The organism is Pseudomonas sp. LBUM1676 (assembly GCF_059695605.1).
Map to the genome: position 1 here is coordinate 6,738,905 of NZ_CP166777.1, position 14,302 is coordinate 6,753,206.

Genomic DNA, 14,302 nt, shown 5'->3' on the forward strand with positions numbered 1-14,302 from the left:
ACTGCGCTACAATCCTGCGCCTTTGCTGCCTCTGGGCTTAAATTCATATTGATCGGGTCTGCGAAACCTTTGGTAACGCAAGAACCTGCATTTTGCGAGGTACCTCCATGGTGCACAGCATGACCGCCTTCGCCCGCGTCGAAAAAGCAGGCGCCCAAGGCACCCTGAGCTGGGAACTGCGCTCGGTCAACAGCCGCTACCTGGAGCCGCACCTGCGTCTGCCGGAATCGTTTCGCGAGCTCGAAGGCGCGGTCCGCGAAGCGCTGCGCCAGGGAATCTCCCGGGGCAAGCTCGAGTGCACCCTGCGTTTCACCGAAGAAAACACCGACAAACCCTTGCAAGTCGACCGCGAGCGCGCCGCGCAATTGGTTGCGGCGGCCGAGACCATCGCCGGCCTGATCAAGAATCCGGCGGCCCTGAACCCGCTGGAAGTCCTGGCCTGGCCTGGGGTGCTGGTGGGCGACGCGACGGACCCGCAAGCCCTGAATGCCGAAGCCCTGGCGCTGTTCAACGAAGGCTTGAAAGAACTCAAGGCCGGCCGGGAACGCGAAGGCGCGGAGTTGGCGCGACTGATCAACGATCGACTGTCTTCCATCGAAGGCGATGTACTGACCCTGCGTGAACTGGTCCCGCAGATGCTCGCTACCCAGCGCCAGAAAGTCCTCGACCGCTTTGCCGACATGAAGGCCGAGATGGATCCGCAGCGACTGGAGCAGGAAATGGTCATGCTCGCGCAAAAAAGCGACGTCGCCGAAGAACTGGATCGCCTGAGCACCCACATCATCGAAGTCCGCCGGGTACTCAAGTCGGGCGGCGCTGCCGGTCGGCGCCTGGACTTCCTGATGCAGGAACTCAACCGCGAAGCCAACACACTGGGCTCCAAAGCCTTTGACCCGCGCAGCACCCAGGCTGCGGTCAACCTCAAAGTGTTGATCGAGCAGATGCGCGAACAAGTGCAGAATATTGAGTAAGGCTACCCCGACATGACCCACAGCACCGGCACCCTGTACATCATTTCCGCCCCTTCGGGCGCGGGTAAGAGCAGTTTGGTCAAGGCCCTGACCGACGCTGATCAGGAGATCCGCGTTTCGGTCTCCCACACCACCCGGGCCATGCGCCCCGGTGAAGTGAACGGCGTGAACTATCACTTCGTCGAGCGCGGCGAGTTCGTGAAGATGATCGAGCACGGCGATTTCCTCGAGCGTGCCGAAGTGTTCGGCAACCTCTACGGGACTTCGCAAAGCCACCTGCAGCAGACCCTGGACGAAGGCCACGACCTGATTCTGGAAATCGACTGGCAGGGCGCCGAGCAAGTGCGCAAGCTTATGCCTCAGGCGCGCTCGATCTTCATTCTGCCGCCTTCACTTGAGGCCCTGCACCAGCGCCTGACCAACCGCGGCCAGGACAGCGACGAGATCATCGATGGCCGGATGCGTGAAGCGGTCAGCGAGATGAGCCATTACGTCGACTACGACTACCTGATCATCAACGATAATTTCGCCCATGCCCTGAAGGACTTGCAGGCGATTTTCCGTGCCAATCAGCTGCATCAGAAGCGTCAGCAGCAGCGTAACGGAAAACTTTTGGCCGAATTGCTCGGCTAAACAGCTCTTCCCAAAACCGTTGCAAGGGCTTTACATTGGCACATGCAGCGCGTCGAAGGGCTTGGTCAAAAAATCAGCGCTTCCCTAAACGCTGGTGATTTTTTAAACTGTTGAGTCCGCTCGCCCAACCGGGCAGCGCGCATATTGCATTCGCTCCGAGGAATACCATGGCCCGCGTAACCGTTGAAGACTGCCTGAACCACGTGGAAAACCGTTTTGAGCTGGTCATGCTGTCCACCAAACGTGCCCGTCAACTGGCCACCGGCGGCAAAGAGCCACTGGTTCAGTGGGAAAACGACAAGCCTACCGTTGTAGCGCTGCGTGAAATCGCTGAAGGCCTGATGAGCTATGAGTTCATCGCCAATGCTGAAATCGTCGAAGACGAACCGCTGTTCGCAGCGTTCGAGGACGAGTCCAACGAGGCCGTCTAAGCCTATGCCTGGTCGACGTAGCACGGCGCGGGGTCACAGCGAACGGCAGGAGTCATCATGCCGAGCATAGACGCCCTCGCCGATCGCTTATCGACCTACCTCGGCAAGGACCAGGTCAACCTGGTCCGCCGAGCGTACTTCTACGCCGAACAAGCCCACGACGGCCAACGCCGCCGCAGCGGTGAGGCGTACGTCACGCACCCACTGGCGGTTGCGAACATTCTTGCCGACATGCATATGGACCATCAGAGCCTGATGGCGGCCATGCTGCATGACGTGATCGAAGACACCGGCATTGCCAAGGAAGCGCTGCAAGCGCAGTTCGGCGAAACCGTGGCCGAACTGGTCGACGGGGTCAGCAAACTGACCCAGATGAACTTCGAGACCAAAGCCGAAGCCCAGGCCGAAAACTTCCAGAAAATGGCCATGGCCATGGCGCGCGACATTCGCGTGATCCTGGTCAAGCTCGCCGACCGCCTGCACAACATGCGCACCCTGGAAGTACTGTCCGGTGAGAAGCGCCGGCGCATCGCCAAGGAAACCCTGGAAATCTATGCGCCCATCGCCAACCGGCTGGGCATGCACGCCATCCGCATAGAATTCGAAGACCTCGGCTTCAAGGCGATGCACCCGATGCGTTCCGCGCGGATCAACCAGGCGGTCAAACGCGCCCGGGGCAACCGCAAGGAAATCGTCAACAAGATCGAAGAATCCCTCAGCCACTGCCTGGCCATCGACGGCATCCAGGGCGAGGTCAGCGGTCGCCAGAAACACCTCTACGGCATCTACAAGAAAATGCGCGGCAAGCGTCGGGCCTTCAACGAGATCATGGACGTCTACGCGTTCCGGATCATCGTCGACAAGGTCGATACCTGCTACCGCGTGCTGGGTGCTGTGCATAACTTATATAAACCACTGCCGGGCCGCTTCAAGGATTACATCGCGATCCCCAAGGCCAACGGCTATCAGTCGCTGCACACCACATTGTTCGGCATGCACGGTGTTCCGATCGAGATCCAGATCCGCACCCGTGAAATGGAAGAGATGGCCAACAACGGCATTGCCGCCCATTGGCTGTACAAATCCAGCGGCGACGAGCAGCCAAAAGGCACTCACGCCCGCGCCCGCCAGTGGGTCAAGGGCGTGCTGGAGATGCAGCAACGCGCCGGCAACTCGCTGGAATTCATCGAGAGCGTGAAGATCGACCTGTTCCCGGACGAGGTCTACGTGTTCACGCCCAAAGGCCGGATCATGGAGCTGCCCAAAGGCTCCACGGCGGTCGACTTCGCTTACGCGGTGCACACCGACGTCGGCAACAGCTGCATTGCCTGTCGGATCAACCGTCGTCTCGCACCGCTGTCCGAACCGCTGCAAAGCGGCTCCACGGTCGAGATCGTCAGCGCTCCGGGTGCACGGCCGAACCCGGCCTGGCTCAACTTCGTGGTCACCGGCAAGGCACGGACCCACATCCGCCATGCACTGAAACTGCAACGCCGCTCCGAGTCCATCAGCCTTGGCGAACGCCTGCTGAACAAGGTCCTCAACGGTTTCGACAGCGCCCTGGACAAGGTCCCGGCCGAGCGCGTCAAAGCCATGCTCACCGAGTATCGCCTCGACCAGATCGAAGACCTGCTCGAAGACATCGGCCTGGGCAACCGCATGGCTTACGTGGTCGCCCGCCGCCTGCTCGGCGAAGGCGAACAACTGCCGAGCGCGGAAGGTCCGCTGGCGATCCGCGGCACCGAAGGCCTGGTGCTCAGCTATGCCAAATGCTGCACGCCAATCCCGGGCGACCCGATCGTTGGCCACCTGTCTGCGGGCAAAGGCATGGTCGTGCACCTGGACAACTGCCGCAACATCAGTGAAATCCGCCACAACCCGGAAAAATGCATCCAGCTCTCGTGGGCCAAGGATGTCACCGGCGAATTCAACGTCGAACTGCGCGTCGAGCTGGAACACCAGCGCGGCTTGATCGCCCTGCTGGCCAGCAGCGTCAACGCGGCCGATGGCAATATCGAAAAAATCAGCATGGACGAACGCGACGGTCGCATCAGCGTGGTCCAACTGGTGGTCAGCGTGCACGATCGCGTGCACCTGGCCCGCGTGATCAAGAAACTGCGCGCCCTGACCGGGGTGATCCGCATCACCCGCATGCGTGCATAGCTCGCCAACGTAGCCAACCCATTACAAGGAGTCATCAATGACCAAGACTGTTATCACCAGCGACAAGGCCCCGGCCGCCATCGGTACTTATTCCCAGGCGATCAAGGCTGGCAACACCGTTTACATGTCGGGTCAAATTCCTCTGGACCCAAAAACCATGGAACTGGTCGAGGGCTTCGAAGCCCAGACCGTCCAGGTGTTCGAGAACCTCAAGGCCGTGGCCGAAGCTGCCGGTGGCTCGTTCAAGGACATCGTCAAACTGAACATCTTCCTCACCGACCTGAGCCACTTCGCCAAGGTCAACGAGATCATGGGCAAGTACTTTGACCAGCCTTACCCTGCCCGCGCCGCCATCGGTGTGGCCGCCCTGCCAAAGGGTTCGCAGGTTGAAATGGATGCCATTCTGGTCATCGAGTAATGCGTCCGGCGCAGTCTTTTGAGGCTGCGCCGATTCTGTTCTGAAAGGATTCCACCATGCGCCAAGCGCTAGCTCTCTCGCTGCTCGCCCTGTTCTTGGGCGGATGTGCCAGCAACCCTGCCGACCGTGACATCAGCGGCACCTGGATCAACCAGGTGGCGATCGATGCTGCGTCCAAAGGCGCCCCCCTGCGTGAAGCACTCCAGGCCTATGGCCCGAACCTGGAATGGGACGTCAACACCAAGGCCGGCCAAGCCCGCTACACCAACGGTTTTGAAAACGTCGACGGCAAGCTGCTGGGCGAAGAGTCCGGTGCCTGGAAAGTCGATTTTTATGGCAGCTCCGGTAGCGAGCTGAAGCGCGATGGCAAGCAACTGAGCCAATCCGCGAGCGAGAACGAACCAGAGCAGGTCTTCGACCGCGCGCTGATCCCGGTGCCGGACGGCGCGCCGTTCGGCGCCAGCTTTGAACGCGCATTGTATTCGGGCTACATGGGCGGCAGCTGGAAAGTCGTCAGCGGCCCCGGTGAAGGCAATACCGTGCAATTCCAGGCTGACGGTCAGGTTGCCGGCCTGCCTGGTGCGGATCGTTATGCCCTGTGCCTGGCTGGCGATTGCGCTTCGATGAGCGGCGGTAACGACAACATGTGGTTGCAACTAAACGGCCAGGGCAACACCTGGATCTTTGCGCGCAAGGGCAAGGAGCTGGAGATTCTCCAGGCTGTGAACACCGCGAAGGCAGATGAAATGCCGCAGTTCACGCCCGGTGAGCGCAAGTGGTTGCTGGAAAAGCAGTAACCCGACCCTGAAGCCAACACAAAACCAATGTGGGAGCGAGCCTGCTCGCTCCCACATTTGGTTTGTGGTGATGGGAAGTCAGCAGCGGCCTTCGAGGATGGCAGCGTAGCCTTCGCGATAGCTCGGGTACTTCGGCGCCCAGCCCAAGGCCTTCGCCCTGGCATTGCTGCATTGCTTGCTGCCTGTGCGCCGCACGCTCGCGTCGTCAGCCCACTCGGTCACGCCCAGATACTCACGCAACCAGCCCACCACTTCGGCCAAGGGCGCAGGCGCGTCGTCCACGCCGATGTAGACGTCATCCAACGCCACCCCGCGTCTATCCGCCTCAAGCAGAAACGCCATCAACCCCGCCGCATCGTCAGCGTGGATGCGGTTGCCGTACAGCGGCGGGTCAACGGCCACGCGATAGCCGCGACGCACCTGCGTCAGCAGCCATTCGCGGCCCGGGCCGTAAATGCCGGTCAGGCGCACGACGCTCGCCGGGATGCCGCTTTGGAGTGCTATTTGCTCAGCCTCCAGCATCAATCGGCCCGAATAACCTTCGGCAATGGTTGGCGAAGTCTCGTCGACCCACTCGCCGCCCTGCTGGCCATACACACTGCTGCTGGAAACAAACAGCAGGCGATTTGGCACCTGCCCGTAGTCGTTCAGCCACTCCAGCACATGCTGCAAGCCCTGGACATAGGCGGCACGGTAACCCGCTTCGTCGTGATTGGTGGCCGCCGCGCAATACACCAGGTAATCCACTGCACCGACCGGCCAGGTCTCCGGGCAGTCTTCCTTGAACAAGTCGCCGGCAACGCCAATGACTCCCTCGGGCAGGCGCGAGACGTCACGCCGCAAGCCATGGACCTCCCACCCTGAGGCCAGCAATTGCGTGGCCAGACGACTGCCGACATCACCGCAGCCGGCGATCAAAACAGAAGGAACGGACATCAAAAAACTCCTATCACAAAGCCACAGACTAGCGCCGGCAATGGACGAGCGGCTAGCAATGAAGGAAAAAAAGATACTCTATTACTTCTGTTAACAAGAATTACTTGCAATAATGCCCGCCACTTTTGTTCTCGGCCTCACGAGGCCTGGAAGAGCATCTACCGTTTTTCTTTCTCAGGTCCGGCCAGCATGACACGCAATCAATTCCCCGCTTCGCCAACCAAACGACCTCGCGCCTGGAGCGCAGTGGCCGCCCTGCTGCTCAGCCTGATGCTGGCGCCAACCGCCGCTTTCGCTGACGCACAAGCGCCCGCCACCCCGGCCGCTACGGCTGCTGCACCCGCCGACCAGGCTCCAGCTGCCGCTCCTGCCGTGACCCCGGCCGCGACTGACCCGGCCCAGGCTGTAGACACCATCACCGAAGACGCTCCTGAAGTCCTCGAGGCCGACAACACCCTGGGCATGGCCCATGACCTGTCGCCATGGGGCATGTATCAAAACGCCGACATCATTGTGAAAATCGTGATGATCGGTCTGGCCATTGCCTCGATCATCACCTGGACCATCTGGATCGCCAAGGGCTTCGAGCTGATGGGCGCCAAGCGTCGTCTGCGCAATGAGATCGTGCACCTGAAAAAAGCCACCACCCTCAAAGAAGCCAGCGCGTCGGCCGCCAAGGCCGGCACCCTCGCCAACCTGCTGGTGCACGACGCCCTGGAAGAAATGCGCCTGTCGACCAACAGCCGCGAGAAAGAAGGCATCAAGGAGCGTGTCGCCTTCCGCCTCGAGCGCCTGGTTGCAGCCTGCGGTCGCAACATGAGCAGCGGCACCGGCGTACTCGCCACCATCGGTTCCACCGCGCCGTTCGTCGGCCTGTTCGGGACCGTTTGGGGCATCATGAACAGCTTCATCGGTATCGCCAAAACCCAGACCACCAACCTTGCGGTCGTTGCGCCCGGCATCGCCGAAGCACTGCTGGCAACCGCATTGGGTCTGGTGGCCGCGATTCCAGCGGTGGTGATCTACAACGTGTTCGCCCGCTCCATCGCCGGTTACAAGGCGCAGGTGTCCGACGCGTCGGCAGAAGTCCTGCTGCTGGTCAGCCGTGACCTCGACCACCAGCCTGAGCGCAGCTCGCAACCGCACATGGTGAAAGTGGGGTAATCGGCCATGGGCCTGCATTTGAAAGAAGGCGCAGACGACGATCTGGCCGAGAACCACGAAATCAACGTCACGCCGTTCATCGACGTGATGCTGGTGCTGTTGATCATCTTCATGGTGGCCGCCCCGCTCGCCACCGTGGACATCAAGGTCGACCTGCCAGCTTCCACCGCCAAACCTGCGCCTCGGCCAGAGAAACCGGTGTTCCTCAGCGTGAAAGCCGACCAACGCCTGTTCCTCGGTGAAGAAGAAGTGAAGGCCGAAACGCTCGGTGCCACGCTGGACGCCAGGACCAAGGGCAAGAAAGACACGACGATCTTCTTCCAGGCCGATAAAGGTGTGGATTACGGCGACCTGATGAGCGTGATGGATAACCTGCGTTCCGCCGGTTACCTGAAGGTGGGTCTGGTCGGACTTGAGACGGCAGTCAAGAAATGATCACGACGCGCCATAAGCTGACGCGTTACAGCGGGAGCCTGGCCGTGGTGCTGGGCGTCCATGCGCTGGCCATTGCGCTGGCGCTGAACTGGACGTCACGCCCACCGATCGAGCTGCCGCCGCAGGCGATGATGGTCGAGTTGGCGCCGATTCCAGCCCCGCCACCGCCGGCACCGCCCAAGGTGATAACGCCACCACAGCCACCGGCCCCGGTGGAAGAACTGCCGATCCCGAAACTGGCTGAAGCGCCGAAGGCCGAGATTGCCGTGCCCAAGCCGGTCAAACCCAAGCCCAAGCCTCAACCGCCCAAGCCTGTGGAGAAAAAACCGGAACCGCCGAAGGAAAAACCTTCCGAGGAAAAACCGGCCGACACCCAGCCGACCCAGGCACCGACGGAGAAATCCGCACAACCGGCACCGGGCCCCTCGGCGGCGCAACAAGCGGCCAAGGCCAGCTGGCAGGGCACCCTGCTCGCTCACTTGGCGAAGTACAAAAAGTACCCGGCCAGTGCTCAGGCGCGGGGCAAGGAAGGTTTGAACCGTCTGCGCTTCGTGGTGGACGCCGAAGGTAACGTATTGTCGTTCGAACTGGTGGGCCGCTCCGGCAACGCCGATCTGGACCGGGCCACCCTGGAAATGATCAAGCGCGCCCAGCCGCTGCCCAAGCCTCCGGCCGACATGCTGAACAACGGCTCCATCGAAATTGTTGCACCCTTTGTTTACTCGCTGGAAAAACGCCGGCGTTAAAACACCGCTGAACTTCTGTAGGAGCGAGCTTGCTCGCGAAGGAGGCGAACGATAACGCTCGAAACCTGAAACCCCGCGGCGGTCTCAGGTTTTTCGCGAGCAAGCTTGCTCCTACGTCTGATAACGTGCGTCTATCGATTGCAGCCGGTATGCTTGGCCCGCAACTTCATGGACGCTCGCTATGACTCTGACAGAATTACGCTACATCGTTACCCTCGCCCAAGAGCAGCATTTCGGCCATGCGGCCGAGCGTTGCCATGTCAGCCAGCCGACGCTGTCGGTGGGCGTGAAAAAGCTCGAGGATGAACTCGGTGTGCTGATTTTCGAGCGCAGCAAAAGCGCCGTGCGCCTGACCCCGGTCGGCGAAGGCATCGTCGCCCAGGCGCAGAAAGTCCTGGAGCAGGCCCAAGGCATCCGCGAACTGGCCCAGGCCGGCAAGAACCAGCTGACCGCGCCGTTGAAAGTCGGCGCCATCTACACGGTCGGTCCCTACCTCTTCCCGCACCTGATTCCGCAACTGCACCGGGTCGCCCCGCAGATGCCGTTGTACATCGAAGAAAATTTCACCCACGTGCTGCGCGACAAACTGCGCAACGGCGAGCTCGATGCGATCATTATCGCCTTGCCGTTCAACGAAGCCGACGTGCTGACCTTGCAGCTCTATGACGAGCCGTTCTACGTCCTGATGCCGGCCCAGCACCCGTGGACCCAGAAAGAATCCATCGACGCCGCGCTGCTCAACGACAAGAGCCTGCTGCTGCTCGGCGAAGGCCACTGCTTCCGCGATCAAGTGCTGGAAGCCTGCCCGACCCTGGCCAAAGGCAACGACGGCGCCAAACACACCACGGTGGAATCCAGCTCCCTGGAAACCATCCGCCACATGGTCGCTTCCGGCCTCGGCATCTCGATCCTGCCGCTCTCGGCCGTCGACAGTCATCATTACGCCCCCGGCGTGATCGAAGTACGCCCACTGACGGCACCGGTGCCGTTCCGTACCGTGGCCATCGCCTGGCGCGCGAGCTTTCCGCGGCCCAAAGCCATCGAGATCCTCGCTGACTCGATACGCCTGTGCTCGGTGGCCAAGCCGCCAGCGCCGGTGGTTGCCGGGTAAGCCGCAGCCATGACCGAGTTGTCGCAAGTGTCGGTGACGGCACTCAAGGGTGTCGGCGAAGCCATGGCCGAGAAGCTGGCCAAGGTCGGCCTGGAAAACCTCCAGGACGTGCTGTTTCACCTGCCCCTGCGCTATCAGGACCGTACCCGGGTGGTCCCGATCGGCCACTTGCGACCCGGGCAAGATGCAGTGATCGAAGGCACCGTCAGCGGCGCCGACGTGGTCATGGGTCGACGCCGCAGCCTGGTGGTGCGATTGCAAGATGGCACCGGCGGGCTCAGCCTGCGCTTCTACCATTTCAGCAACGCCCAGAAAGAAGGCCTCAAACGGGGCACGCGGATTCGCTGCTACGGCGAAGCCCGGCCCGGTGCCTCCGGGCTGGAAATCTACCACCCGGAATACCGCGCCATCACCGGCGACGAGCCTGCGCCGGTGGACGAAACCCTGACCCCCGTCTACCCGCTCACCGAAGGCCTGACCCAGCAGCGCCTGCGCCAATTGTGCATGCAAACCCTGACGATGCTCGGCCCGACCAGCCTGCCCGACTGGCTGCCGACCGAACTGGCGCGGGACTATCAATTGGCGCCGTTGGCCGATGCGATCCGCTACCTGCATCACCCGCCAGCCGATGCCGATGTCGACGAGCTCGCCCTCGGTCATCACTGGGCGCAGCACCGTCTGGCCTTCGAAGAACTGTTGACCCATCAACTGTCCCAGCAGCGCCTGCGCGAAAGCATGCGCTCCCTGCGCGCGCCGGCGATGCCCAAAGCCACCCGGTTGCCAGCCAGATACCTGGCCAACCTCGGCTTCACCCCGACCGGTGCCCAGCAACGGGTCGGCAACGAGATTGCCTACGACCTCAGCCAGCACGAACCCATGTTACGGCTGATTCAGGGCGACGTCGGCGCAGGCAAAACCGTGGTCGCCGCCCTCGCCGCCCTACAGGCGCTGGAGGCCGGGTATCAAGTGGCGCTGATGGCGCCCACCGAAATCCTCGCCGAGCAGCACTTCATCACCTTCAAGCGCTGGCTCGAACCGCTGGGCATCGAAGTGGCGTGGCTGGCGGGCAAGCTCAAGGGCAAGAACCGCGTGGCCGCACTGGAACAAATCGCCAACGGCACGCCGATGGTGGTCGGCACCCACGCGCTGTTCCAGGACGAAGTGCAGTTCAAGAACCTCGCGCTGGCGATCATCGACGAACAACACCGCTTCGGCGTGCAACAGCGCCTGGCGCTGAGACAGAAAGGCGTCGGCGGACGGATGTGTCCGCATCAGTTGATCATGACCGCCACCCCGATTCCGCGGACGCTGGCCATGAGCGCCTACGCCGACCTCGACACCTCGATCCTCGACGAGCTGCCGCCCGGCCGCACGCCGGTCAACACGGTGCTGGTCACCGACACCCGGCGCGTCGAAGTCATCGAACGGGTGCGCGGTGCCTGTGCCGAGGGGCGGCAGGCCTATTGGGTGTGCACGCTGATCGAAGAGTCGGAAGAGCTGACCTGCCAGGCTGCCGAAACCACCTACGAAGACCTCACAGCCGCCCTTGGCGAGTTAAAGGTCGGGCTGATCCACGGTCGCATGAAACCCGCCGAGAAAGCCGCCGTCATGGCCGAATTCAAGGCCGGCAACCTGCAACTGCTGGTTGCCACCACGGTGATTGAAGTCGGCGTAGACGTGCCGAACGCCAGCCTGATGATTATCGAAAACCCCGAACGGCTGGGCCTCGCGCAGCTGCACCAGTTGCGCGGTCGAGTCGGACGGGGCAGTGCCGCCAGCCATTGCGTATTGCTCTACCATCCACCGCTGTCACAAATCGGTCGCCAGCGGCTGGGCATCATGCGCGAAACCAACGACGGTTTTGTCATCGCCGAAAAGGACCTCGAACTGCGCGGCCCCGGCGAGATGCTCGGCACACGCCAGACCGGCCTGCTGCAATTCAAGGTCGCGGACCTGATGCGCGACGCCGACCTGTTGCCTGCCGTGCGCGACGCTGCGCAGGCGCTGCTGGAACGCTGGCCCGATCACGTCAGCCCGTTACTCGACCGCTGGCTACGTCATGGACAGCAATACGGCCAAGTGTGAGCACCGTCGCAGTTTCCGGACCACCGTGTTAAACATGATGGTTATACTCCTGCAACTGTTCGAGACCGGATCCATCTCATGACTGACGCTGCCCTCGCCCCCGAAACCCCGCATACTTCGTCTGCAATTCGGCTGCTGCTGGGCAAGCTGGGCATTGCCTTTGATGAAGTTCTCGACCACCAGGGCCTGAACGCCGCGCGCAAAGTGCAGGCGGTTCTGGTCGACGATGCGGTCGGCACACTCATGGTGCTGTTTGCTCAAAACCAATTGCTGGACCTCAACCGACTCGCCGAACTCACAGGCCGCCGCCTGACCGCCGTGTCTACCGAACGCCGGGTAAAAATGCTCGGCAAACACAACCTGAGCCTGCTACCCGGCCTGCCGGCGCTGGCCAGCTCGCCGTGCCTGTACGAAGAAAGCCTGCTGCGCGAACCGAAGTTGTTGATCAACTCGGGTGCGCCCGGTGTATTGCTCGAAGTCAGCAGCGAAGACTTCAAAACACTGCTGAGCAAAGCCAGCGCTGCCCATTTCGGCGAAACCCTGACCAGCATCCGCCCGAACCTCGATCGGCCCGACGATGACCGCCAGGAAATCACCCAGGCCGTCCAGGCGTTTACTGCACGACGCATTCAGCAACGCCTGGAAGCGACCATCGAAATTCCGCCCCTGGCTACGACCGCGCAAAAAATCATCAAGCTGCGGGTCGACCCCAACGCCACCATCGACGACATTACCGGCGTCGTCGAAACCGACCCGGCCCTGGCCGCGCAAGTCGTCAGCTGGGCGGCGTCACCCTACTACGCCTCGCCAGGCAAGATCCGCTCGGTGGAAGACGCTATCGTCCGGGTGCTGGGTTTCGACCTGGTGATAAACCTGGCGCTGGGCCTGGCCCTGGGCAAAACCCTGAGCCTGCCCAAGGATCACCCGCAACAGACCACGCCATACTGGCAACAGTCGATCTACACCGCCGCCGTGATTGAAGGCCTGACCCGCGCCATGCCCCGCGCCCAGCGCCCCGAAGCCGGCCTGACCTACCTCGCGGGCTTGCTGCACAACTTCGGCTACCTGCTGCTGGCCCACGTGTTCCCACCGCACTTCTCGCTGATCTGCCGCCACCTGGAGGTCAACCCGCACCTGAGCCACAGTTTTGTAGAGCAACACCTGCTGGGCATCAGTCGCGAACAGATCGGCGCGTGGCTGATGCGCTACTGGGACATGCCCGATGAACTGGCCACCGCCCTGCGCTTCCAGCACGACCCGAGCTACGACGGCGCTTACGCCGAATACCCGAACCTCGTATGCCTGGCAGTGCGTCTGCTGCGCAGCCGCGGCGTCGGCTCCGGCCCGGTCGAAGACATCCCCGACGTCCTGCTGGAACGCCTGGGTCTGAGTCGGGACAAAGCCGATGATGTCGTCAGTAAAGTGCTTGAGGCTGAAATGTTGTTGCGCGAACTGGCTTCGCAATTCACCCCGGCCTGAAAAGCATCGTCGGATCGCCGCCGGACCAACCCCGCTCGCACAGGATCGTGTCGTTCAACCCATTTGGGAACGACGCAAATCCTGTGGGAGCGTGGCTTGCCCGCGATGAACCCACCTTGGTCTAACTGAAACACCCCATCCCCTGTGGCGAGGGAGCTTGCTCCCGCTCGACTGCGCAGCAGTCGCAAACCAGCCAACTCGATATGCCTGATTCAACCCAATCCCAGATTTTTGGGGCCGCTTCGCAGCCCAGCGGTAGCAAGCTCCCTCGCCACAGCCTTAAATTACTCGAACTCAAGCCTTGGCCTTCGCCTTCCTCGGCTTCAAATACTTGGTCAACCCCTGAAACCAGATCACCAGCGCCGGATTGCCCTTGATCTGGATCGACTTGTCCTGAATCCCCGTCATGAACGCCAACTGCTTATTCTTCGCCTGCATCGTGGCAAAGCCATAGGCGGCGTCTTTAAAAGCAATCGCAAACGCCGGCTCGGCATACACACCGGCCTTGCTGGTAATGCGCTGATCCTTCACCCGGAAATGCCGCGCCACTTTTCCATCCAGTGTCTGCAGCTGGAACACCAGATCCTTGTCAGCCAACTGCTGCTGAAACGCAGGATTAGTCCGACTGGCCTTACCCATCAACAGACCCAAAACCCATAGAAGAAAACGAAATTTCATACGCACAGCCTCAATTAAAAATGAACGGCCGGCGCAGTGTAGCGGCTTCAAGCGAGAACACCATCATTGCGTTACGTTAGAAGAAGATGCCCTACTTTTTGACGCCGATGACTACCAAGTCATTGACGGAACTCACCACAGCGGCGACGACTCCGACCTTTGCGTAGGAGTTGCCGCAGGCTGAAATCTTTTGACTCTGGGTTCCCTCAATCTTTTCGGAAATTTCCTGCAATACGCGGCGCCATCCATGAACTA

General features: G+C 61.5%; 14 protein-coding genes. 12 read left to right on the plus strand and 2 right to left on the minus strand.

What is annotated here, in order from left to right; genetic code table 11:
• Nucleotides 1–107: 107 nt before the first annotated feature.
• The 6 genes from ACA041_RS31240 (at nt 108) to ACA041_RS31265 (ending at nt 5,413) form a co-directional block, all read left to right on the plus strand.
• Nucleotides 108–971: a YicC/YloC family endoribonuclease gene (locus tag ACA041_RS31240; RefSeq protein WP_497439249.1), complete on the plus strand. Its 864-nt coding sequence runs from the start codon at nt 108–110 to the stop codon at nt 969–971.
• 12 nt (nt 972–983) lie between these two features.
• Entirely contained in the window at nt 984–1,604 is a 621-nt protein-coding gene (gmk, locus tag ACA041_RS31245) for a guanylate kinase (RefSeq protein WP_497439250.1), read from the plus strand.
• 167 nt (nt 1,605–1,771) lie between these two features.
• Nucleotides 1,772–2,035, plus strand: a complete 264-nt coding sequence (gene rpoZ / locus ACA041_RS31250) for a DNA-directed RNA polymerase subunit omega (RefSeq protein ID WP_007894670.1) — start codon at nt 1,772–1,774, stop codon at nt 2,033–2,035.
• Nucleotides 2,036–2,092: 57 nt separating this feature from the next.
• Nucleotides 2,093–4,198, plus strand: coding sequence for a bifunctional GTP diphosphokinase/guanosine-3',5'-bis pyrophosphate 3'-pyrophosphohydrolase (gene spoT / locus ACA041_RS31255; RefSeq protein WP_497439251.1), 2,106 nt, complete (start codon nt 2,093–2,095; stop codon nt 4,196–4,198).
• Nucleotides 4,199–4,235: 37 nt separating this feature from the next.
• Nucleotides 4,236–4,616 carry a RidA family protein gene (locus ACA041_RS31260; protein ID WP_003229509.1) on the plus strand — a complete coding sequence of 127 codons (381 nt, stop codon included), beginning with the start codon at nt 4,236–4,238 and terminating at the stop codon, nt 4,614–4,616.
• Nucleotides 4,617–4,672: 56 nt separating this feature from the next.
• On the plus strand, nt 4,673–5,413 hold the full coding sequence (locus ACA041_RS31265; RefSeq protein ID WP_497439252.1) for a hypothetical protein: 741 nt from the start codon (nt 4,673–4,675) through the stop codon (nt 5,411–5,413).
• A gap of 78 nt (nt 5,414–5,491) precedes the next feature.
• Here the strand turns inward: ACA041_RS31265 and ACA041_RS31270 are convergent, their stop codons facing one another.
• Entirely contained in the window at nt 5,492–6,349 is an 858-nt protein-coding gene (locus ACA041_RS31270) for an SDR family oxidoreductase (protein WP_497439253.1), read from the minus strand.
• A gap of 189 nt (nt 6,350–6,538) precedes the next feature.
• Between ACA041_RS31270 and exbB the strand changes: the two genes are divergently transcribed.
• From exbB to ACA041_RS31300, 6 genes are all read left to right on the plus strand, one after another.
• Entirely contained in the window at nt 6,539–7,513 is a 975-nt protein-coding gene (gene exbB / locus ACA041_RS31275) for a tonB-system energizer ExbB (RefSeq protein ID WP_497439254.1), read from the plus strand.
• Nucleotides 7,514–7,519: 6 nt separating this feature from the next.
• Entirely contained in the window at nt 7,520–7,948 is a 429-nt protein-coding gene (gene exbD / locus ACA041_RS31280) for a TonB system transport protein ExbD (protein WP_154849310.1), read from the plus strand.
• On the plus strand, nt 7,945–8,694 hold the full coding sequence (locus tag ACA041_RS31285; protein WP_497439255.1) for an energy transducer TonB family protein: 750 nt from the start codon (nt 7,945–7,947) through the stop codon (nt 8,692–8,694). The genes exbD and ACA041_RS31285 overlap by 4 nt, the downstream gene beginning before the upstream one ends.
• Nucleotides 8,695–8,875: 181 nt before the next feature.
• Entirely contained in the window at nt 8,876–9,805 is a 930-nt protein-coding gene (locus ACA041_RS31290) for a hydrogen peroxide-inducible genes activator (protein ID WP_497439256.1), read from the plus strand.
• 9 nt (nt 9,806–9,814) lie between these two features.
• Nucleotides 9,815–11,890: an ATP-dependent DNA helicase RecG gene (recG, locus tag ACA041_RS31295; RefSeq protein ID WP_497439257.1), complete on the plus strand. Its 2,076-nt coding sequence runs from the start codon at nt 9,815–9,817 to the stop codon at nt 11,888–11,890.
• A 78-nt stretch (nt 11,891–11,968) separates the two neighbouring features.
• The gene (locus tag ACA041_RS31300) at nt 11,969–13,369 is read left to right on the plus strand and encodes an aminoacyl-tRNA deacylase and HDOD domain-containing protein (RefSeq protein ID WP_497439258.1); all 1,401 of its coding nucleotides are present in this window, start codon (nt 11,969–11,971) and stop codon (nt 13,367–13,369) included.
• A gap of 294 nt (nt 13,370–13,663) precedes the next feature.
• On the opposite strand, the gene ACA041_RS31305 is transcribed toward ACA041_RS31300, so the two are convergent.
• Nucleotides 13,664–14,047 carry a helicase gene (locus tag ACA041_RS31305; protein WP_497442205.1) on the minus strand — a complete coding sequence of 128 codons (384 nt, stop codon included), beginning with the start codon at nt 14,045–14,047 and terminating at the stop codon, nt 13,664–13,666.
• Nucleotides 14,048–14,302 lie beyond the last annotated feature (255 nt).